We start from the raw sequence: 20,805 nt of genomic DNA on the forward strand, positions 1-20,805 counted from the left end.
GACCAGCCGGGTCAGATCCAGGTGGGGATCCAGTTGTGGATCAACCAGAAGTCGTATGGCACGTTCATTCCCGTCCACACCGGATAGAAGAACGCCGAGACGAGCACCGCGGCAACGAGGAAGACGATGACGGTGCGCTCGCCGGCCTGGCGGCGATGCAATCGGTCATCTCGACCTCCAGCGATTTCGCGCAGTGCGAGCACCAGCGCAAGCACGAGGAACGGCATCATCACCACGGTGTAGAACTGGAAAATCGTCCGGGTCGGATACAGCAGCCACGGCAGATACGTGACGGCCAGCCCCACCAGCGGCATCGCGAATGTCCACGGCGCCGGTTCGCGCACGATGAGACCGCGCACGATCCGGTACAGCAGGAACACCGCCGCCGCGACGCCGGCCCACCAGATCAGTGGATTGGGGAGAGTTGAAACGACCGAGATGCAATGGTCCGTGCCACAGGACTGGTCATCTCCTACCCACACCGCTGTCGGCCGAATCAGGAATGGCCACTGCCAAGCAGCGCTGGCATAGGGATGCCCGGTGCTGAGCCCGACGTGGAATCCATAGATCGACTGGTGATAGTTCCACAGGGCGACCAGTGGGTTGTCTGAACTGCTCCGGTCGTAGCCCCCTGCCGTCACGAGCCACCCGGACCAGGTGATCAGATACGTGACCAGAGCCGCCGGCACCAGCAACAGGAACGAGACCGGACCCTGCCGGCCAACGGCATCCATCGGCCAGAAGACGATCCCCGCGCGGCGGCGAGCGAGCGCATCGGAGATCACGAGATACAGCCCGAAGCCGGCCAGAGCGTACAGGCCCGACCACTTCACCGCGGACGCAGCGCCGAGCGCCACACCGGCAGCCACCACCCAGGGGCGGCGCCAGAGAATCCGGCCCCACAGGCGCTCGCGGTCATCGTGGTGATCGGATGGCAGCTCTGGGGGTATGTTTCGCCTGCGGTCGTAGAGGATGAACAAGAAGCCCAGCAGGATGAAGAACGTCAGCGGACCGTCGAGCAGTGCGATGCGACTCATCACGATGCTGAGGCCATCGATCGCGAGCAGGAGGCCGGCGACGCTCGCAACGACGATCGACCGGGTCAGTTCTTTGGCAACCAGGTACACGAGCAACACGGTCAGGGTGCCGATCACTGCGGTGCTCAGGCGCCATGCCGCGCTGTTTCCCGCTCCGAACAGCCCCATTCCCAGGGCGATGAGCCATTTGCCCAGAGGCGGGTGCACGACATAGCTGCCGGTCTCGCTGAGGGTCCCCGTGTCTCCGGTGACGAACGCCTCGTTCGCGCCGTCACCCCACGTGCCTTCGTAACCGAGGGCCCACAACGACCAGGCATCCTTGGCGTAGTACGTCTCGTCGAATGCCAGAGCGTAGGGATGCGCCAGGTTCGATAGGCGCAGCGCCGCGGCCAGTGCCGTGATCACCAGCGGGGCGAGCCAGCGGATGACGCGGTTCCACTCCGGATCGAGCAGGAGACGATCACGCACCCGGCCCCATCGCGTCAGGCGCTCGCTCGATGCTGGAGGCAGGGGCACAGGCGCGGTCACGGGATAAGCCTAAGTCGTCGCACATAGGCTGAACGTGTGATCATCCTTGCTGCGACACCGATCGGCAACCTCGGAGACGCTTCCCGTCGACTCATCGAGGTGCTCGAGAACGCCGAGATCGTCGCGGCCGAAGACACGCGCACCACCCAGCGGCTGCTGCGGGCGCTCGAGATCGAGAACCGTCCGCGGCTGATAGCCCTGCACGATCACAACGAGAAGCACAAGGCCGCCGAACTGGTCGCGCTCGCAGCGGAGCAGGACATCGTCGTCGTCAGCGATGCCGGGATGCCCGCGGTCAGCGATCCCGGTTACGCTCTGGTGGCCGAAGCCGTCGCACAGGGGGTCACCGTCACCGCGATCCCCGGACCCAGCGCTGTTCTCATGGCTCTGGCGATCTCTGGCCTGCCGACTGATCGCTTCACATTCGAAGGGTTCCTGCCGCGAAAGCCGGGGGAGCGACGCTCGACGCTGCGTGCTCTTGCCGCAGAACCTCGCACCATGGTCTTCTTCGAATCTCCCGCACGCCTTGCCTCAGCGCTCACCGACATGGGTGCGGCCTTCGGAGAGGATCGCCGCATCGCCGTCTGCCGTGAACTGACGAAGTTCTACGAAGAGGTTCGGCGCGGCACGGCCCCCGAGCTGGCCAAGTGGGCCGAAGCCGGAGTCAAGGGCGAGATCGTCGTCGTCGTTGAGGGCGGGGCACGGGTCGAGACTTCGCCGGAGGATGCTGTCGCCCAGGTGCAGCAGCTCGTGGCCTCCGGCATCCGATTGAAAGACGCCTGCGCAGAAGTCGCTGCGGCGACGGGCCTGTCTTCGCGCGACCTCTACCAGCAGGCGCTCGCCGCGCGCTCACAATGACCGCTCCGATGCAGTCTCGTCCTCCTGGCCCGCGGGCTGCACGAGGGAAGCGGCGCTGACCCAGACCGGCCAGCCGATGAACCACACACCCGTCACGAGCCACACCCGCCAGATCCAACTGGTGAGTTCAGCGGTGCGTGTGGGGTCTGCGACAATCCACGAGATGCCGCCGAGTACAACGGTGGCGATCACCGCGCACAGCACCATTCGGCCCCAGTCCTTCCACTCGTGCAGGACTCGAGCGCGGCCGCGCGCTGGCAGTTTCGTCGGTGCTGGACCATTCGCGAAACGGTGCGCGAACCAGACGTCGACGCTGTGAATGACGCGATGCCCGAACGCGACGGTGAAGCCGAGGTAGACGGCGCCGAGACCATGTGCGAAGTCGGCGGTAGCGCCGGCGACAGTGAGATCCCATGCGATGAGGCTCAGCAGGGCGATGTCGAGCAGCGGAACGCAGAGCAGCAGCAGCGTGGAGAGCCGTTTCATCCGTAACAGATAGCGGGCGGCGAGGCCGCCGAAGAGCACGACCCAGAAGCCGATCTCACAGGCGAGGATGGCGGCGAAGATGTTCATGCTTCCACGCTGATCGAAATGTCGCGGGCACGGATCCTGCGACCGGCCGGGATCGTCTCCTCCGTTCGAAGGAGGTCGGAGGCCTGGAGATCGGGCAGGATGAACATATGCTGTGGTCGCGCCTTGCCTGGGGCATTCATCAGGTGAATGCCCGGCCTCGTACCCGCGACACGATTGTCGCCGTCGCGTACCTGGTGCTGGGTCTCCTGCTGCTGCAGTTCGGCGGTTACGGTATCTGGGCGGCTCTTCTCTCTTTCCCGGCGATGGGGCCGTGGAGCACAGGGAGTGGCTTTCTGCTGCTGTTGATCCTCATGTCGGCGCTGGCGGTCCTGCGCTCATCCCGCCCGTTCCTCGTCCTGGTGCTCGGCACGCCACTCGCTGCGTTCGACTTCTTCCTCGGCGGCAGTCTCGGGGTCGTGCTGCTGTTCGCCGATTTCGTCTACTGCGCCTTCCGCTACGGCGGCGATCGTGGCGTGCGGACCCTGCTGGCGACCATCGTCGGGACGATCGCGGCGACGGCGCTGACCCTCCTGTTCTGGCCCGGGGTCTCGGTGCAGGTCGTCACGGTCGTCCTCCAATGGGCGCTCATTGTGCTGATCGGTGCGCTGTGGGGCTGGAACGTGCGCAGCGAACGACAACGCACCCGCACGGTGATGAGCGCGGAGCATCGGCAGGCGACGCAGCAGCTGCGGCAGAAGATCGCCCACGATCTGCACGACCTCGTCGCCAACCAGATCGCCGTCGCAGGGCTCAATATCGAAGCTGCGCGGCTGCGTTTGGGACAGATGACCGAGATATGTGTTGAGGCGGAGGAGAGCCTCACACAGGCAGCCCACGGCACCGACGAGGCGCACCGCCAGCTGCGTCGCCTCATCGCCGTGCTCACCACGGTCGACGACCTCGCCGACGAGACCGCGCCGCTCAGCATCCAGCACATCGACGACCTTGTGCCTATCGGCCGCACTCTCGTGCGCGAAGGCGCCGACCTCGACGTCGCGCTGACCGCAACGCCGCGATCAGCCGGAGTTGCGATGCGCGCCATCCACGAACTCGTGGTGAACGCGGTCAAACACGGCGAGGGCGACATCGTGCTGCGCACGCGAGCGGGAGAGTCCGGACCGGTCACTGTGCAGATCGAGAACCGCATCGCCTCGCCGGGTGCATCCCGCACCGCCATCGCCGGATCCGGCATCGGCATCTCGGGTGCGACCCTGCTGCTGGGCGGCATCGGTGCGAGTGTCGAATCCGCGCCGACGGGGGACGGATGCTGGAGGGCGGGCCTTGCCCTGAAGGAGGAGCAATATGGCTGACGGCATCCGCGTTGTCATCGTCGACGACCATGAAGCAGTCCGCAGGGGTGTCGCGGCCATCTTGCAGGTGGACCCGGGTATCGAGATCGTCGGCGAGGCAGAGAACGGCCTCGACGCCGTCGACCTGTGCCTGCGCGAGCAACCCGACGTCGCACTCGTGGACCTGCGGATGCCGGGGACCGACGGTATCTGGGCGACGGAGCGGATCACCGCCGCGACCCGAACACGAGTGCTGATGCTCACCACCTTTGATTCCGACGACCTCATCGCCGCTGCGCTGGCAGCCGGCGCGCACGGCTATTTGCTGAAGACGACCCGCGGCGCGGAGCTGATCCAGTCCGTGCGCCATGTCGCCGCGGACCGTCATGTCATCGATCCTGCGATCGCGGGCGGACTCATCGCGCAGCTGAATCGGCGGAGCGACCAGCAGTCGGCGCCCGCAGCACCGCTTCCCGATCTCACCCCGCGCGAGAGCGAGGTGCTCGCTCTGGTCTCCGTTGGGCTGACGAATCAGCAGATCGCCGACCGCCTGCACATCGGTATCACCACGGTCAAGACGCATGTCGGCGCGCTCTACGACAAGACCGGGGCATCCACCCGTGTGCTGCTGGGGCAGCTCGGCCGCCATACGACGTAACCACCCAGTCGATCCGGCCTAGAATCGAGAGCATGCCCGCAGGCGAATCTTTCTATATCACCACGCCCATCTACTACCCCTCCGATGTGCCCCACATCGGCCACGGGTACACGTCGGTGGCGGTCGACACGCTCGCGCGCTGGCACCGCCAGTCGGGTGATGACACCTGGATGCTGACCGGAACCGACGAGCACGGTCAGAAGATGCTTCGTGCCGCCGCGGCGAACAACGTCACCCCTCAGCAGTGGGTCGACAAACTCGTCACGGAGAGCTGGTTTCCGCTGCTGGAGACGCTCGACGTCGCCAATGACGACTTCATCCGCACCACGCAGGAGCGGCATGAGCGCAACGTGCAGGTTTTCTTCCAGCGGCTCTACGACTCGGGGTACATCTACGCCGGCGAGTATGAGGCGCTCTACTGCGTCGGCTGCGAGGAGTTCAAGCCCGACAGTGAGATCGTCGACGGCACCGGTCCCTTCGAGGGGCTGAAGGTCTGTGCGATCCACTCCAAGCCGCTGGAGCTGCTGCAGGAGAAGAACTATTTCTTCAAGCTCAGCGAGTTCCAGGATCGACTGCTCGAGCTGTACAAGACCGAACCTGATTTCGTCCGCCCGCATTCGGCTCGCAACGAGGTCATCTCGTTCGTCAGTCAGGGGCTGAAGGATCTCTCCATCTCCCGCTCCACCTTCGACTGGGGCATCCCGCTGCCCTGGGACGAGTCGCACGTCATCTACGTGTGGGTAGACGCGCTGCTGAACTACGCCACCGCCGTCGGGTACGGCTCTGCTTCTGGAACTGAGGCCGAGGCGCTGTTCGAGCGCCGCTGGCCTGCCTATCACGTGGTCGGCAAGGACATCCTGCGCTTCCACGCTGTGATCTGGCCAGCGCTGCTGATGGCGGCCGGCGTCGAGGTGCCCAAGGGCGTCTTCGCGCACGGCTGGCTGCTGGTCGGCGGAGAGAAGATGTCCAAGTCGAAGCTCACCGGCATCGCACCGACGGAGATCACCGACGTCTTCGGCTCCGACGCGTACCGCTACTACTTCCTCTCCGCGATCGCGTTCGGCCAGGACGGCTCGTTCAGCTGGGAAGACCTCGCGGCTCGATATCAGGCAGAGCTCGCCAACGGCTTCGGCAACCTCGCCTCGCGCACGGTCGCGATGATCGAGAAGTACTTCGGGGGCATCGTGCCCGAAGCCGCCGAGTACACCGAGCAGGACCTCGCGATCCAGAAGATCGTGGCGGACGCCGCGACCGCAGCTGACGCAGCTATCGAGCAGTTCCGCATCGACGAGGCGATCCACTCCATCTGGACGATCGTCGACGCCCTGAATGGCTACATCACCGAGAACGAGCCGTGGGCGCTCGCCCGCGATGAGGATCAGCGCGGACGCCTGGGCACGGTGCTGTACACCTGCGCCGAGGGCCTGCGAGCGCTCAGCGTGCTGCTGTCGCCGGTGATGCCGCAATCGACCGAGAAGCTCTGGTCGGCGCTCGGCGCCGCTGAGCGCCTGGGTGCTCTTCAGCAGCAGCCCGTCCGAGAGGCCGGCACCTGGGGCCAACTCGCCCCCGGAACCAAGGTCGAGACCTTGGCTCCCTTGTTCCCCCGCGTAGAGTCCACCCCATAACCACCCCGCGAAACTTCACCTATGTCTGCAAAAGTGCCCGAAGTAGTGACATACGTGAAGTCTCGCGAGCCTGGAGGGCGCAAGGATCTCAGGTACCCGGCGGCGCCGGAGGCGCTCACCGTGGGTGTGTACGACAACCATGCGCATTTGGAGATCACGGACGGGGTCGAACCGCTCAGTCTGACTGAGCAGCTTGATCGCGCACAGGCCGTCGGCGTCATGGGCGTAGTTCAGGCATCCGGCGATATCGAGTCTTCGCGCTGGGCGGTGGATGCCGCGGCATCCGATCCGCGCGTGCTCGCGGCCATCGCGATCCACCCGAACGACGCGCCGGTATACGCCGAAGCCGGCCAGCTCGACCATGCGATCAGCGTGATCGATGAGCTGGCAGCACATCCCCGTGTGCGGGCCATCGGCGAGACCGGCCTGGACTTCTTCCGCACCGAAGCCGATCGTCACGCGCCCCAGTTCGAGAGCTTCGAAGCCCACATCGCGCTCGCGAAGAAGCACGGCATCGCGATGCAGATCCACGACCGGGATGCCCACGATGCGGTGCTCGAAACCCTGGCTCGAGTCGGGGCCCCGCAGGCGACCGTGTTTCACTGCTTCTCCGGCGATGACGCGATGGCGAAGATCTGCGCGGATGCCGGGTACTACCTGTCCTTCGCCGGCAACCTCACCTTCAAGAACGCGCAGAACCTGCGCGATGCGCTCAAGGTCACCCCGATCGATCGGATCCTGATCGAGACGGATGCGCCGTTCCTGACCCCGGTGCCGCTGCGCGGCCGTCCGAACGCCCCGTACCTGATCGCGCACACGCTGCGGTTCATGGCATCCGAGCTCGCGCTCGACGTCGACGAACTGGCCACTCGAATTGCCGCGAACACCCTCGCGGTCTACGGCTCCTTCACCGACTGAGTTTTCGCGCTCAAACTCGGTACAGATGTCGGTTGATTTCTACACCTGTATGCAGAGACCCCTCGATTCGATCGACTCCCGTAATTTTCGACCGACAGGTGTACCCGCAGGGTCGGCGCACAGCATGGGGGAGAATGGCAGGATGACTGTCACACTGCTCGGCGCCACCGAGATCCGCCGCCTCGCCGCTGAGCTCGATGTCACTCCGACCAAGAAGCTGGGGCAGAACTTCGTCGTCGATGCCAACACCGTGCGCAAGATCGTGCAGGTGGGCGGCGTGCAGGCGGGCGAGCGGGTTGTCGAAGTCGGCCCGGGGCTCGGATCGTTGACGCTCGCGATTCTCGAGACCGGAGCATCCGTCACCGCGGTCGAAATCGACCACCGACTGGCGGCGCGGCTCCCGGAAACAGCGGCAGCACACGGCGTACCCGCGGATGCTCTCACCGTCGTCGACGCCGATGCCCTGAGCGTGACGGAGCTTCCTGGCGACCCCACAGTGCTCGTCGCGAACCTGCCGTACAACGTCTCCGTGCCGGTGCTCCTGCACTTCATGGAGACTTTCCCGCAGCTCCAGCGCGGCGTTGTCATGGTGCAGGCCGAGGTCGGCGAACGCGTCGCTGCCGGTCCCGGAAACAAGATCTATGGCGTCCCGAGCGTCAAAGCTGCCTGGTACGGGAAATGGCGTCTGGCCGGCACCGTGTCACGGCAGGTGTTCTGGCCGGTTCCGAACGTCGACAGCGTCCTGGTCGCCTTCGAGCGGTCAGACGACGTGCGCGGTGACGAAGATCTCCGCCGGGCCACCTTCCGTATTGTCGACGCCGCCTTCCAGCAGCGTCGCAAAATGCTGCGACAGGCACTGGCGGCAGTTCTGGGCGGCACAGCGGCCGAGGCATCCGCAGTTTTGGAAAAAGCCGGTGTCGCGCCCACCGCGCGCGGAGAGCAACTGAGCATCGACGATTTCGTGCGCATCGCTGAGGCGCTTCACGGCTAATCTGGAGGCGTGACTGAATCTCCGCGCTTCCACACCAACGTTCCCGAGATCCACCGCCCCTATGTGGCGAAGGACGACCGCTACGAGCAGTTCGAGTACCGTCAGGTCGGTACTTCAGGCCTGTACCTGCCGCCGATCTCGCTGGGCTTGTGGTGGAACTTCGGCGATAACATCCCGCTGGACAACCAGCGCGCTCTGCTGCGCCACGCCTTCGACCGCGGCATCACCCACTTCGACCTGGCCAACAACTACGGCCCGCCGTACGGCTCCGCCGAGAAGAACTTCGGTCGGATCTTCAGCGAGGACTTCCGCCCGTACCGCGACGAGCTGATCATCTCGTCGAAGGCCGGCTGGGACATGTGGCCCGGCCCCTACGGCAACTTCGGCAGCCGCAAGTACCTCATCGCGAGCGCCGAGCAGTCGCTGACGAGCATGAACCTCGACTACGTCGACATCTTCTACTCGCACCGGGTCGACCCGGTGACCCCGATCGAAGAGACCGTCGGAGCGCTGGACACGCTCGTGCGCCAGGGCAAGGCTCTCTACGTGGGAATCTCCTCGTACAGCGCTGAGCGCACCGCTCGTGCGGTCGAGGCCGCCCGTGAACTCGGCACTCCGCTGGTGATCCACCAGCCCTCGTACTCGATTCTCAACCGCTGGACCGAGGCCGAGCTCAACGACACCCTGCGTACGGAGGGCCTGGGGGCCATCGCCTTCACCCCGCTTGCCCAGGGACTGCTCACCGACAAGTACCTCGGTGACGGCACCGCAGATCGTGCGCAGAAGCGCGGTTCTATTTCGGAAAAGCCGCTCTCGCCCGAGGGCCTGGAGATTCTGCGCGGACTCAATGGCATTGCCCAGGAGCGCGGCCAGTCGCTGGCGCAGATGGCGCTGCAGTGGACCCTGCGCGACCCGGTGGTCGTCTCGGCGCTGATCGGCGCGTCGCGCCCTGAGCAGCTCGACGAGAACATTGCCGCGGTCAAGGGCCCGGCGTTCACTGCCGACGAGCTCGCCCGCATCGATGCGCTCTCCGACGGCATCGACGTCGATCTGTGGGCTGTGTCCTCCACACTGTGAGCCGATCATGACACTCGCCGCCGTCCCCGCACAGGTGCACGTGCGTGCCCCGGGCAAGATCAACGTGTACCTCGGGGTCGGCGGCCGACACGATGACGGTTACCACGCCCTCGCCACGGTTTTTCAGGCGGTATCGCTGTACGAAGACGTGATCGCCTACCCGGCCGATGACTTCTCGTTGAGCGTATCGGGGCTGGACGACCCGAGCACGGTGCCGGTGGATGACCGCAACCTTGCCATGCGCGCGGCCAAGGTCCTGGCCGCCGCCACCGGATACGCCGGCGGTGTGCACCTGGAGCTGCGAAAGAGCGTACCGGTCGCCGGCGGCATGGGCGGAGGCTCAGCGGATGCCGCGGCCGCCCTCGTCGCGTGCGACGCACTGTGGGAGACGGGGCTATCGCCCCAGCGCCTGCACGAGCTCGCAGCACGGCTGGGGGCAGACGTGCCATTCGCGTTGCATGGCGGAACGGCAGTCGGCACCGGGCGTGGCGATCAGCTGAATCCGGCGCTCGCGCGCGGGCGCTTCGACTGGGTGCTGGTCACCAGCGATGAGGGGCTGTCGACTCCGACGATCTACGCACGGCTCGACGAGCATCGTGAGGAGACGGGTGCTCTCGCCGATGACCCGCCCCTGTCTCTCGACGTCCCGGTCCTCGTGCTGCAGGCGCTGCGCTCCGGAGATCCGCGGGAGCTCGCCGCGTGTCTGCATAACGATCTGGAGGTTCCGGCGCTGCTGGAGCGTCCGGCGCTGGATGACACGATCAAAGCGGGATTGAACGCCGGCGCGCTCAGCGGAATTGTTTCCGGCTCAGGGCCGACCGTCGCCCTGCTGTGCGAGACTCCCGAGGCTGCCCAGTACGTGCAGAACTCGCTGCAGGGGCTGGGATACACAGCCCTGCATGTGCACGGTCCGGTGCCCGGGGCACGCATCATCGCTTCCTGAGATCGTCCTCGGATCGTCCCCGGCTCCCGGCGCGTCGCTCACCGCGATCGTCCCGCAAACCGTCGCAGAAATGCGCGCTTCGCGTGCAAAGGGACATAATGGGTGACGTATGTGACCGTGCACACGCTGAAGGAGGCGATGCGATGGCAGCCTCTGGCGAACGTGCACGGATCCCGAGCATTCGTGACGTCGCGCGCCTCGCAGGCGTGTCCCATCAGACTGTTTCGCGCGTTCTGAACGAGCACCCCAGCATCCGGCCGGAGACGAAGAAGCGCGTGCAGGACGCGATCGAGGTGCTCGACTACAAGCCGAACCTCGCCGCCCGCGCGCTGGTCACCAGCAAGTCGCGAACCATCGGTGTCCTGTCGGCCACCATCGGAGAATTCGGCCCCACCGCGTCGATCGCCGGCATCGAGGATGCTGCGCGTGCGGAGGGCTATTCGGTGACCACGGTGAATCTTCCCGATACGACTCCGGAAGCCATCGGTGAAGCAATTCGCCAACTCGCTCGCGAGCAGGTCAGCGGTGTTGTCGCCCTGGCCCCACAGGTGCGGGTGTTCAACGTGCTGCGCGGGATGGCGGCCGGGGTCCCGATCGTGAGTCTGCAGGCGGCCTCCGGTGCCGCGGGCTTCGAACTGTCGGCGGACCAGGTCGCCGGTGCGCGCGCGGTCACTGAGCACTTGATTTCGTTGGGACACACCGACATCCTGCATCTGGCAGGTCCGCAGGACTGGATCGAGGCGGAGTCGCGCATGCGCGGCTATCTCGAAGCGCTGCGCGAGGCGGATCTGCCGACATTTCCCCCCATCCGCGGTGACTGGACGGCGGATTTCGGCTACTTCGCCGGCACCGAACTCGCTCGTCGGCCGGATTTCACCGCGGTGTTCGCCGCCAACGATCTCATGGCGATCGGGCTGATGCACGGGTTCCGGGATGCCGGTTTCGATGTGCCCGGTCAGATCAGTGTGGTCGGCTTCGACGACATCCCTGTCGCAGCCCACGTCTGGCCGCCCTTGACCACCGTGCATCAGGATTTTGCGGCGCTCGGGAAGCGAGCTGTGGCCATGCTGCTGGCGGAGATCCGGGGTACGGCAGTGCCGGAGTTCTCGCCGATCGTGCCGGAGCTTCGGGTGCGCGCCTCCAGCATCTCTCGGTAACGACCGCATCTCGATAGGCGGGCAGAAACATTCTCTGCTTGACAGCGGCGTCCGGCAGGCGCAATATTGTGTCTCATGTGAACGGTCACATTGAGGTGGGCCGTCAAGTATCGAGGATGATTCGTGAGCAGCACAGCAACGATGCCAGCGGTGGCCGGGCCGATCTTGGAGATGCGCAACATCACCAAGGAGTTCCCGGGCGTGAAGGCTCTGTCCGACGTTTCGATCACCGTCAAGACCGGCGAGATCCACGCCATCTGCGGAGAGAACGGCGCAGGCAAATCAACCCTGATGAAGGTGTTGAGCGGGGTCTACCCGTTCGGGACCTATGACGGCGACATTCTGATCTACGGGCAAGAGCAGCGTTTCAAAGACATCGCCGCCAGTGAGCAGGCGGGCATCGCCATCATCCACCAGGAGCTTGCGCTCATCCCCGAACTATCGATCACCGAGAACATCTTCCTGGGCAACGAGATCGCCCATTTCGGCACGATCGACTGGCGTGCGGCCAAGACACGGGCGATCGAGCTGCTGGCACGCGTCGGACTCGACGAGGACCCCGACGTCGCGGTCAAGCACCTCGGCGTCGGCAAGCAGCAGCTGATCGAGATCGCAAAGGCGCTGAACAAGGACGTCCGCCTGCTCATTCTCGACGAGCCGACCGCGGCGCTCAACGAGAATGACTCCCAGCAGTTGCTGGATCTGATTCTCGGGCTGAAGGCCAAGGGCATCGCCTCGATCATGATCAGCCACAAGCTCAACGAGATCGAGCAGATCGCCGACGAGATCACCATCATCCGCGACGGTCGCACAGTCGAGACGCTCGACATCAGCCGTGGTGAGATCAACGAGGACCGCATCATCCGCGGCATGGTCGGTCGTTCTCTCGAAAGCCGCTATCCGGATCGCACTCCGGAGCTCGGTGAAGTCTTCTTCGAGGTCAAGGACTGGGTCGTGCAGCATCCGACGGTCTCCGAGCGCATGGTCGTCAAGGGCTCCAGCATCAATGTCCGCCGCGGCGAAGTGGTCGGCATCGCCGGCCTCATGGGCGCCGGGCGCACGGAATTCGCGATGAGCATCTTCGGCCGCTCCTACGGCACATATCTGGGCGGCACACTCGTCAAAGACGGCGAGGAGATCGTCCTCCCGGACGTGGCATCCGCTATCCGCCACGGCCTCGCCTACGTCAGCGAAGACCGCAAGGCTCTGGGCCTGAACCTGCTGGACACCATCAAGCGGGCCATCGTCTCGGCGAAGCTGTCGAAGATCGCGCGTCGAGGGGTTGTCGACGACCGCGAGGAGTATGCGGTCTCGGAGCGCTATCGCAAGACGCTGCGCATCAAGACGCCCACGGTTGATGAGGGCGTCTCAAAGCTCTCCGGCGGAAACCAGCAGAAGGTGGTGCTGGCGAAGTGGATGTTCACCGACCCCGACCTGCTCATCCTCGATGAGCCGACCCGCGGCATCGACGTCGGCGCGAAGTACGAGATCTACTCGATCATCAACGAGCTGGCCGCAGCGGGGAAAGGCGTCATCGTCATCTCCAGTGAGCTACCAGAGCTGATGGGCATCTCCGACCGCATCTACACGATTTTTGAGGGACGCGTCACCGACTGCATCGACGCGGACCAGGCAACTCCGGAGGCGCTCATGCGCAGCATGACCTCCACGAACCAGAAGGCAACGGCATGAGCACGACGACTGAGACCGAGAAGCGCGGCTTCCACTTCGGCGACATCAGAAAGATGCTGGGAGGTAACGGCACCTCGTCGCTGCGCCAGTTCGGCATCCTCGGGAGCCTGGTGGCGATCGTCCTGTTCTTCCAGGTCGTCACGATGATGCGCAACCCCAACGGGGCGACGCTTTCGCCGAACAACCTCATCAACGTCATCAACCAGTATTCCTTCATCCTGATCCTCGCGATCGGAATGGTGATGGTGATCATCATGGGCCACATCGACCTCTCCGTGGGGTCGGTCGCGGCGTTCGTCGGAATCATCGTGGCCAAGTCCATGACCGACTGGAACCTCCCGTGGCCGCTGGCGATCGTGCTGGGTCTGGTCGTGGGCGCTCTGGTGGGAGCGTGGCAAGGGTTCTGGGTGGCCTATGTCGGGGTGCCGGCGTTCATCGTGACCCTGGCGGGCATGCTGTTCTTCCGCGGTGCGAACCAGTTCATCGGCCAGTCCACGACCGTGCCGGTGCCGAAGGAGTTCGTCGTCATCGGAGCCGGGTACATGCCGGAGATTCCGATCCCCGGCATGAATTTCAACGTTCCGACCATGATTCTCGCGGTGATCGCGGTGGCCTGGGTGATCTTTTACGAGTTGCGCACCCGTCGCATTCAGCGCCGAATGGGCTCGGAAACAGCACCGGTCTGGGTGATCGCGACGAAGATCATCGTTCTTTCGGTGATCATCCTCGGCGCTGGCTGGCTGTTCGCCACCGGCCGCCCCGGCACCAGCTTCCCGATCTCCGGGCTGATCCTGCTCGCACTGGTGATCCTCTACACCTTCATCACCCGCAACACCATTTTCGGACGCCACATCTACGCGGTCGGCGGCAACCGTCAGGCGGCGCGCTTGTCGGGCGTGAAAGACCGCTGGGTCGACTTCTTCGTCATCATGAACATGTCGGTGCTGGCAGCCCTCGCCGGAATGATCTTCGTCGCCCGGTCCCAGGCCTCCGGTCCCGGTGACGGCAACATGTGGGAGCTCGACGCGATCGCCGCGGTCTTCATCGGCGGTGCGGCCGTATCCGGCGGTATCGGCACGGTGATCGGATCGATCATCGGTGGATTGGTGATGGCCTTCCTCAACAACGGCATGGCGCTGCTCGGGCTCTCCGCCGACGTCGTCTCGATGGTCAAGGGACTCGTGCTGCTGCTCGCCGTCGGAATCGATGTCTGGAACAAGCAGCAGGGACGCCCCTCCATCATCGGATTCCTCACCCGTCGTCGAGCCCGGACAGATGATTTCGGCTCCTCGACCCTGCAGACCCCCGTCGCCGACGGCGCGAACGGGAAGAAGGGGACGAGCTCGCGCTGAGCGCGTTCGTTCCCCGACCCCTTGAGAGAAAGTGATCGCATGAAGAAAATCGCAGTAGCGGCGACAGCGTTGGTCGTCACAGGTGCACTGGCATTGACCGGCTGTGCCGGCGCCGAGCGCGGCGGCGGCACGGACGAGAACACCGGCGGCGAAGAGACCACCGGTTTTGCAGCCGATGCGACCATCGGCGTCGCACTTCCGGACAAGACCAGTGAGAACTGGGTCCTGGCCGGTCAGCTGTTCAAGGACGGGCTGGAAGAGGCCGGCTTCACGGCGGACGTGCAGTACGCACCGGCCAGCAACACCGTCGCCGAGCAGCAGAACCAGATCCAGGCGATGGTCATCGGCGGTGCGAAGGTCATCATCATCGGTGCGAAGGACGGCAAGCAGCTGGCGACCCAGGTGCAGGCGGCCCAGGACGCTGGTGTCAAGGTGATCGCGTACGACCGACTGATCGAGAACACCGAAGCAGTCGACTACTACGTCGCCTTCGATAACTTCAAGGTCGGCCAGCTCCAGGGCAACGCCCTGCTGGAAGGCCTCGACGCGAACGCCGGCCACGAAGCCCCGTACAACATTGAGCTGTTCTCCGGCTCGCCGGACGATGCGAACTCGAAGGTCTTCTTCGAGGGGGCGATGGACGTGCTTCAGCCGAAGATCGATGATGGAACTCTCGTCGTCGCATCCGGTCAGACCGATATCGGACAGACCGCCACAGAGGGCTGGCTGGCGGAGAACGCGCAGAACCGCATGGACACGCTCATCACCTCCACCTACGGTGGCGACACCGTGATCGACGGTGTGCTCTCGCCGAACGACACCCTCGCCCGCGCCATCCTCACCGCGGTGCAGCAGGCCGGTAAGGACGTCCCGGTCGTCACCGGTCAGGACTCCGAGGTCGAATCGGTGAAGTCGATCATGGAGGGCGTGCAGTACTCCACGATCAACAAGGACACGGCACTTCTCGTGGAGCAGGCCATCAAGATGGTCGGCCAGCTCCAGAAGGGCGAAGACGCCGAGGTCAACGACACCGAGCAGTACGACAACGGCGCGAAGATCGTTCCGGCGTACCTGCTCGAGCCGCTGATCGTCACGAAGGACAACGCCGCTGAGGCGTACGCCAACGTGCCGAGCCTGCTGGAGATTGTGGAGTCGTACAAGTAACGACTTCCGCTGGGGACGTGCGAGCCGTCCGGGCCTGGCGCCCGGGCGGCTCGCTGCGTAGGATCGCGGCTACCCTGGTAAAGACATGGCACATCTTCTCGGGGCCGAAGGCCTCCACCTGGAATACCCCACCAAGGTCGTTTTCGACTCCATCACCCTCGGCATCGAGGAGGGCGATCGGATCGGTATCGTCGGACGCAACGGCGATGGAAAATCGAGCCTGCTCGCGATGCTCGCGGGGCGCAAGGAGCCCGATGGCGGGCGCGTCACGATGCGCGCCGGCACGACGGTCGGCGTGCTTGACCAGGCCGACACCCTCGACGACTCCCTCACGGTTGCACAGTCGGTCGTCGGCGACATGCCCGAGTACGAGTGGGCCGGCGACGCACGTGTGCGCGACGTCATCCAGGGACTGCTTGCTGATCTGGACTGGGATGCCCCGGTGCGAAGCCTCAGCGGTGGGCAGCGGCGCCGCGTGGCGCTCGCGACTCTCTTGGTCTCGGAGTGGGACATCATCGCGCTCGATGAGCCCACCAACCACCTTGACGTCGAGGCGATCACCTGGCTTGCGGGGCATCTGAAGAAGCGTTGGTCGACGAACTCCGGCGCATTCCTCGTGGTCACACACGACCGGTGGTTCCTCGATGAGGTGTGCACGGAGACCTGGGAGGTGCACGACCGCGTCGTCGAAGCGTTCGAAGGCGGCTACGCCGCATACATTCTGCAGCGCGTTGAGCGTGATCGGATGGCCGCGGCCACCGAAGCCAAGCGACAGAACCTCGCTCGCAAGGAGCTCGCCTGGCTGCGCCGGGGAGCGCCGGCACGCACGGCCAAGCCGAAGTTTCGCATCGATGCCGCGAACGCTCTCATCGAGGACGTGCCGGAGATCCGCGACACGGTGTCGCTGCAGTCGCTGGCCGTTTCCCGCCTCGGCAAGGACGTCGTCGATCTGCTGGATGCCGGGGTCACCTACCCTGCCGGCGAATTCGGTGGCCCGCGCGAGGTACTGCGCGATGTGGAATGGCGCATCGCGCCGGGGGAGCGCACCGGCATCCTCGGTGTCAACGGCGCCGGGAAATCGACACTCCTGGGACTGGTGGCCGGAACCATCGAACCCACCAGTGGCCGGGTCAAGCGCGGCACTACGGTGAAGGTGAAGACGCTCACCCAGCGCATCGATGAGCTCGGGGCCGTCTGGAACGATCCGGTGCGCACGGTCATCGCGAATCTGCGCACCGAGTACACCTTCGGCAGCGGATCCAAGGCGCAGGCGCTCACTCCCAGCCAGCTGCTGGAGCGTCTCGGCTTCACCTCCGCCCAGCTCTCGACGCCGGTGAAGGATCTCTCCGGTGGTCAACAGCGCCGGTTGCAGCTGCTGCTCGTGCTGCTGGACCAGCCCAACGTGTTGATCCTTGACGAACCGACCAACGACATGGACACCGACATGCTGGCAGCGATCGAAGATCTGCTGGACTCGTGGCCGGGAACCCTGCTCGTTGTCAGCCACGACCGCTACTTCCTCGAACGCGTTACCGACCAGCAGTACGCCGTGATGGGCGGGCGGCTGCGTCACCTGCCCGGAGGCGTGGACGAGTATCTCCGTCTGCGCACTGCTGAGCAGAGCGGCGCGCCAGCGGCAACCGCAACGGCAACCGCAAAGACGCCCAAGCTCGATGGTGCGGCCCTGCGCACCGCGCAGAAAGAAGTAGCCGCGGCCGAGCGCAAGATTCAGAAACTCACTCAGCAGGTCGACAAGGCCAAGCACGCACTCGTCGAACACGACCAGTCCGATTACGCGGGGCTGGGCGAGAAGATGAAGCAGATCAGCGCGCTGGAAGCGGAGATCGAAGAGCACGAGCTGCGCTGGCTCGAGCTCAGTGAACAGCTCAGCTGACGCCCTGAGAGAGTTGTGATGTCGGCGCGTACTGCAGAGTGCGCCGCGTCATGAATTCGCGCTCGTTTCCCGACAGTGGGTCGATGAAGCGCAATTCTCTGGCGAGGAGCTGCAGCGGGCGCTGGTGGTCATCTGGCTTCTCGTCGGTGAGTACCGGATAGAGATTGTCGTGCAGGATGCCGGCGCCCACCGACGCGAGATGCACCCGCAGCTGGTGCATCTTTCCGGTGTGCGGACGAAGCAGCGTGTGGATGACGTCGTCGTCGGAATCGATGAGTTCGACGACGGTTTCCGAGTTCGGCTCACGAACGTGATCGACCTCGACACACACCTGCGCACGAAGCTTTTCGATATGGCAGCGCACCGTCAGCGGGAACGATTGCCCGTCGAGTGCGGGGGAGTCAGGATCCCAGCGCTCAGGACGGGCGGACACCGCTTCATAGACCTTCTCGATCTCGCGGCGCTGAAACAGCATCTGATAGGCGCCGCGTGTCTGCACCCGGGCGGAGAACATCAGAATCCCGGCAGTGGCTCGATCCAGCCGGTGAATCGGTGCGAGATCGGGATTGTCGAGCTGTCGCCGCAGCCGCACCAGCGCCGAATTCTGCACATATCTTCCGGCAGGGGTGGTGGGCAGGAAGTGCGGCTTGTCGATCACGACGAGATCATCGTCCTGATGCAGGATCTCGGCGTGAAACGGAATCTCGGTCTCAACCGGCGGCTCCCGGTAGTACCAGATGAACTCCGCAGCATCCAGCGGAGCATCCCGACTCACCGCTGAGCCGTCGGCCATGACGATCTCGCCGCGATCGAACCGCTCCAGCAGGAACTGCTCATCCAGGTGGAAGAAGCGCTCCACCATGTACGCACTGATTGTCGGCCACGGCCCGGTGTGTGGCAGGTGCAGACGCGTCGCCCCCACACCGTCTCGCATGGGCAGCGGCGATGCCATCGCCATCAGAAACGACCCATCAGGCGTCGTAACTCAGGCTGAGTTTGCGCAGGAGCGCGGCCATTCGGTCGCGGTCTGCTCGGGAAAGCGCCCGCAGCAGCTCGGCCTCGATATCGACCAGGCGGGTGATCGCGGCATCCACGCGCACGCGGCCGTCGTCCGTCAGGGTCACCAGGACGCTGCGTCCGTCACCGGGATCAGCCTGCCGCCGAACAAAACGGCGCCCGACCAGACGATCGATGCGGTTCGTCATCGTGCCGCTGGAGACGAGCGTCTGCTGCATGAGCTGCTTCGGCGAGAGCTGAAAGGGATCACCGGCCCGGCGCAGCGCTGAGAGTACGTCCCATTCCCAGGAGTCGATGTCGCTACGGCGGAAGACATCACGCCGGGCGCGGTCGAGATGCTTCGACAGCCGGTCCATCCGGGAGAGGACCTCCAAAGGGGAGAAGTCGAGGTCGGGGCGCTGGGCGTTCCACGCGCGGACGATCCGATCGACCTCGTCTGTCTCGTTCATATCTCCATTATCGGATGCCTTCGGCAGACCAGCCGCCGTGAGCATGGCAGAATTGTCACGCGGCCTCTCGGGGCTGTGGTCCGCCGTGGTGTAATGGCAGCACGACAGCCTTTGGAGCTGTTAAGTCCAGGTTCGAGTCCTGGCGGCGGAGCATGACGGAGAACAGACTCGCGATCATCGTGCTCGCTGCAGGGCAGGGCACTCGGATGAAGTCCCGGTTGCCCAAGGTGCTGCACACGATCGGTGGACGCTCGCTCATCGGGCATGTGCTGAAGGCCGCGGATAGCCTCGGCGCCGAGTCCGTCGAGGTCGTGGTGAGACACGAACGCGAGCAACTCGTCCAGGCGCTCGCATCCGCGCATCCGAACGCGATCATCGTCGACCAGGATGAGATTCCGGGCACCGGACGTGCTGTAGAGGTCGCGCTCGAGGCGATTCCCGCTTTCGACGGCGATGTTCTCATCCTCTCCGGCGACTGCCCGCTGGCGGATGCTGCGACGCTGACGTCGTTCATCGCCGAGCATCGTGCAGCCGACGCTGCGGCAACGCTCATGACCGCGGTCCTTGACGATCCGACTGGCTACGGCCGCGTCATCCGCAATGCCGAGGGTGACGTCGATCGCATCGTCGAGCAGAAGGATGCCTCTGCCGACGAGGTTCTTGTCCGAGAGATCAACGCCGGCATGTACGTCTTCCGCGCCTCCGCGCTGCGCGAGCACCTCCCGACGGTCGGTGTCGACAATGCCCAGGGGGAGAAGTATCTGACAGATGTGCCGCAGCTGCTGCGTCGTGCTGGGGACCGAGTGGCGGCATCCGTCGTCTCAGATGTCACGGTGACCTACGGTGTCAACGACCGCGTGCAGCTGGCCGAGGTCGGCCGACTCCTCAACCAGCGGATCGTCCGTGGCTGGCAGCGCGAGGGCGTCACCATCATTGACCCGGCGACGACCTGGATCGACGACGAAGTGAAGATCGCGCCCGACGTGACGGTCCTCCCGAACACGATCATCGCCGGCGCGACCGTCATTGAAGCCGGAGCCGTGATCGGCCCGGACACCTCATTGGTCGACTGCGAGATCGGTGCGGATGCTGTTGTGCGCCGAGCCGACGCGACACTCGCCGTCATCGGCGCCGGAGCGAACGTCGGGCCCTTCGCGTATGTTCGCCCGGGCACCGTCCTCGGCGCGAACGGCAAGATCGGCACCTTCGTCGAGACGAAGAACTCGCAGATCGGCGAGGGCAGCAAAGTGCCGCATCTCTCCTACGTCGGCGATGCGACGATCGGTGAGCGTGTGAACCTCGGCGCTGGTGCAATCACCGCGAACTATGACGACATCGCCAAGCACCGCACCGAGATCGGTGACGAGGTGCACACCGGATCGCATAACGTCTTCGTCGCGCCGGTTAGGATTGGTGCTGGAGCGAAGACCGGAGCGGGAGCGGTAGTCCGCAAGGACGTCCCCGCTGGTGCACTGGCCTTGAGCGTCGCCCCTCAACGAAACGTCGAGGGGTGGGTCGAGAAGAATCGAGCCGGGACGGGCGCTGCACAAGCGGCCTCCCGGGCCAACACAGCCACAGAGTAA

General features: G+C 65.0%; 18 protein-coding genes and 1 tRNA gene. 15 read left to right on the plus strand and 4 right to left on the minus strand.

The window, feature by feature from the left end:
• Nucleotides 1-11: 11 nt before the first annotated feature.
• Nucleotides 12-1,565 (minus strand): dolichyl-phosphate-mannose--protein mannosyltransferase, encoded by a 1,554-nt coding sequence (locus ACSU1L_RS12220; protein ID WP_438255027.1) that lies wholly within the window; start codon nt 1,563-1,565, stop codon nt 12-14.
• Between the two features lie 36 nt (nt 1,566-1,601).
• Between ACSU1L_RS12220 and rsmI the strand changes: the two genes are divergently transcribed.
• The gene (gene rsmI, locus ACSU1L_RS12225; RefSeq protein ID WP_439255985.1) at nt 1,602-2,423 is read left to right on the plus strand and encodes a 16S rRNA (cytidine(1402)-2'-O)-methyltransferase; all 822 of its coding nucleotides are present in this window, start codon (nt 1,602-1,604) and stop codon (nt 2,421-2,423) included.
• On the opposite strand, the gene ACSU1L_RS12230 is transcribed toward rsmI, so the two are convergent.
• Nucleotides 2,415-2,996, minus strand: coding sequence for a hypothetical protein (locus tag ACSU1L_RS12230; protein ID WP_439255986.1), 582 nt, complete (start codon nt 2,994-2,996; stop codon nt 2,415-2,417). The genes rsmI and ACSU1L_RS12230 overlap by 9 nt on opposite strands.
• Nucleotides 2,997-3,103: 107 nt before the next feature.
• Here ACSU1L_RS12230 and ACSU1L_RS12235 point away from each other — a divergent pair, with 107 nt between their 5' ends.
• From ACSU1L_RS12235 to ACSU1L_RS12290, 12 genes are all read left to right on the plus strand, one after another.
• A complete protein-coding gene (locus tag ACSU1L_RS12235; protein WP_439255987.1) occupies nt 3,104-4,306 on the plus strand; it encodes a sensor histidine kinase in 1,203 nt (400 codons plus the stop codon).
• Entirely contained in the window at nt 4,299-4,943 is a 645-nt protein-coding gene (locus tag ACSU1L_RS12240) for a response regulator (protein ID WP_439255988.1), read from the plus strand. The genes ACSU1L_RS12235 and ACSU1L_RS12240 overlap by 8 nt, the downstream gene beginning before the upstream one ends.
• Before the next feature lie 32 nt (nt 4,944-4,975).
• Entirely contained in the window at nt 4,976-6,568 is a 1,593-nt protein-coding gene (gene metG, locus ACSU1L_RS12245; RefSeq protein ID WP_439255989.1) for a methionine--tRNA ligase, read from the plus strand.
• A gap of 21 nt (nt 6,569-6,589) precedes the next feature.
• Nucleotides 6,590-7,486: a TatD family hydrolase gene (locus tag ACSU1L_RS12250; RefSeq protein WP_439255990.1), complete on the plus strand. Its 897-nt coding sequence runs from the start codon at nt 6,590-6,592 to the stop codon at nt 7,484-7,486.
• Between the two features lie 142 nt (nt 7,487-7,628).
• Nucleotides 7,629-8,477: a 16S rRNA (adenine(1518)-N(6)/adenine(1519)-N(6))-dimethyltransferase RsmA gene (gene rsmA / locus ACSU1L_RS12255; protein WP_439255991.1), complete on the plus strand. Its 849-nt coding sequence runs from the start codon at nt 7,629-7,631 to the stop codon at nt 8,475-8,477.
• Nucleotides 8,478-8,486: 9 nt separating this feature from the next.
• Entirely contained in the window at nt 8,487-9,554 is a 1,068-nt protein-coding gene (gene mgrA / locus ACSU1L_RS12260; RefSeq protein ID WP_438255039.1) for an L-glyceraldehyde 3-phosphate reductase, read from the plus strand.
• Between the two features lie 7 nt (nt 9,555-9,561).
• The gene (locus ACSU1L_RS12265) at nt 9,562-10,497 is read left to right on the plus strand and encodes a 4-(cytidine 5'-diphospho)-2-C-methyl-D-erythritol kinase (RefSeq protein WP_438255041.1); all 936 of its coding nucleotides are present in this window, start codon (nt 9,562-9,564) and stop codon (nt 10,495-10,497) included.
• A 143-nt stretch (nt 10,498-10,640) separates the two neighbouring features.
• Nucleotides 10,641-11,654, plus strand: a complete 1,014-nt coding sequence (locus ACSU1L_RS12270) for a LacI family DNA-binding transcriptional regulator (protein WP_438255042.1) — start codon at nt 10,641-10,643, stop codon at nt 11,652-11,654.
• A 141-nt stretch (nt 11,655-11,795) separates the two neighbouring features.
• Nucleotides 11,796-13,346, plus strand: coding sequence for a multiple monosaccharide ABC transporter ATP-binding protein (gene mmsA, locus ACSU1L_RS12275; protein ID WP_438255233.1), 1,551 nt, complete (start codon nt 11,796-11,798; stop codon nt 13,344-13,346).
• Nucleotides 13,343-14,698 carry a multiple monosaccharide ABC transporter permease gene (gene mmsB, locus ACSU1L_RS12280; RefSeq protein WP_438255044.1) on the plus strand — a complete coding sequence of 452 codons (1,356 nt, stop codon included), beginning with the start codon at nt 13,343-13,345 and terminating at the stop codon, nt 14,696-14,698. Before mmsA ends, mmsB begins: the two co-directional genes overlap by 4 nt.
• Nucleotides 14,699-14,737: 39 nt before the next feature.
• Nucleotides 14,738-15,862 carry a substrate-binding domain-containing protein gene (locus tag ACSU1L_RS12285; protein WP_438255046.1) on the plus strand — a complete coding sequence of 375 codons (1,125 nt, stop codon included), beginning with the start codon at nt 14,738-14,740 and terminating at the stop codon, nt 15,860-15,862.
• 85 nt (nt 15,863-15,947) lie between these two features.
• On the plus strand, nt 15,948-17,756 hold the full coding sequence (locus ACSU1L_RS12290) for an ABC-F family ATP-binding cassette domain-containing protein (RefSeq protein ID WP_438255054.1): 1,809 nt from the start codon (nt 15,948-15,950) through the stop codon (nt 17,754-17,756).
• Here the strand turns inward: ACSU1L_RS12290 and ACSU1L_RS12295 are convergent.
• Both ACSU1L_RS12295 and ACSU1L_RS12300 read right to left on the minus strand, forming a co-directional pair.
• A complete protein-coding gene (locus ACSU1L_RS12295) occupies nt 17,749-18,708 on the minus strand; it encodes a pseudouridine synthase (protein ID WP_439256078.1) in 960 nt (319 codons plus the stop codon). The two genes, ACSU1L_RS12290 and ACSU1L_RS12295, sit on opposite strands and share 8 nt — an antisense overlap.
• 19 nt (nt 18,709-18,727) lie before the next feature.
• Nucleotides 18,728-19,222 carry a MarR family winged helix-turn-helix transcriptional regulator gene (locus ACSU1L_RS12300; protein ID WP_438255056.1) on the minus strand — a complete coding sequence of 165 codons (495 nt, stop codon included), beginning with the start codon at nt 19,220-19,222 and terminating at the stop codon, nt 18,728-18,730.
• A gap of 79 nt (nt 19,223-19,301) precedes the next feature.
• Between ACSU1L_RS12300 and ACSU1L_RS12305 the strand changes: the two genes are divergently transcribed.
• A tRNA-Gln gene (locus tag ACSU1L_RS12305) sits at nt 19,302-19,373 on the plus strand.
• A 1-nt stretch (nt 19,374) separates the two neighbouring features.
• The gene (gene glmU, locus ACSU1L_RS12310) at nt 19,375-20,805 is read left to right on the plus strand and encodes a bifunctional UDP-N-acetylglucosamine diphosphorylase/glucosamine-1-phosphate N-acetyltransferase GlmU (protein WP_439255992.1); all 1,431 of its coding nucleotides are present in this window, start codon (nt 19,375-19,377) and stop codon (nt 20,803-20,805) included.

Source organism: Microbacterium sp. A94 (assembly GCF_051842855.1).
Lineage (GTDB): Bacteria > Actinomycetota > Actinomycetes > Actinomycetales > Microbacteriaceae > Microbacterium.

Coding starts and splice junctions, on each gene's coding strand:
- ACSU1L_RS12230 (WP_439255986.1), bottom strand. CDS start 2,996: ATGAACATCTTCGCCGCCATCCTCGCCTGTGAGATCGGCTTCTGGGTC.
- ACSU1L_RS12235 (WP_439255987.1), top strand. CDS start 3,104: ATGCTGTGGTCGCGCCTTGCCTGGGGCATTCATCAGGTGAATGCCCGG.
- ACSU1L_RS12240 (WP_439255988.1), top strand. CDS start 4,299: ATGGCTGACGGCATCCGCGTTGTCATCGTCGACGACCATGAAGCAGTC.
- metG (WP_439255989.1), top strand. CDS start 4,976: ATGCCCGCAGGCGAATCTTTCTATATCACCACGCCCATCTACTACCCC.
- ACSU1L_RS12250 (WP_439255990.1), top strand. CDS start 6,590: ATGTCTGCAAAAGTGCCCGAAGTAGTGACATACGTGAAGTCTCGCGAG.
- rsmA (WP_439255991.1), top strand. CDS start 7,629: ATGACTGTCACACTGCTCGGCGCCACCGAGATCCGCCGCCTCGCCGCT.
- ACSU1L_RS12265 (WP_438255041.1), top strand. CDS start 9,562: ATGACACTCGCCGCCGTCCCCGCACAGGTGCACGTGCGTGCCCCGGGC.
- ACSU1L_RS12270 (WP_438255042.1), top strand. CDS start 10,641: ATGGCAGCCTCTGGCGAACGTGCACGGATCCCGAGCATTCGTGACGTC.
- mmsA (WP_438255233.1), top strand. CDS start 11,796: ATGCCAGCGGTGGCCGGGCCGATCTTGGAGATGCGCAACATCACCAAG.
- mmsB (WP_438255044.1), top strand. CDS start 13,343: ATGAGCACGACGACTGAGACCGAGAAGCGCGGCTTCCACTTCGGCGAC.
- ACSU1L_RS12285 (WP_438255046.1), top strand. CDS start 14,738: ATGAAGAAAATCGCAGTAGCGGCGACAGCGTTGGTCGTCACAGGTGCA.
- ACSU1L_RS12290 (WP_438255054.1), top strand. CDS start 15,948: ATGGCACATCTTCTCGGGGCCGAAGGCCTCCACCTGGAATACCCCACC.
- ACSU1L_RS12295 (WP_439256078.1), bottom strand. CDS start 18,708: ATGGCATCGCCGCTGCCCATGCGAGACGGTGTGGGGGCGACGCGTCTG.
- ACSU1L_RS12300 (WP_438255056.1), bottom strand. CDS start 19,222: ATGAACGAGACAGACGAGGTCGATCGGATCGTCCGCGCGTGGAACGCC.
- glmU (WP_439255992.1), top strand. CDS start 19,375: ATGACGGAGAACAGACTCGCGATCATCGTGCTCGCTGCAGGGCAGGGC.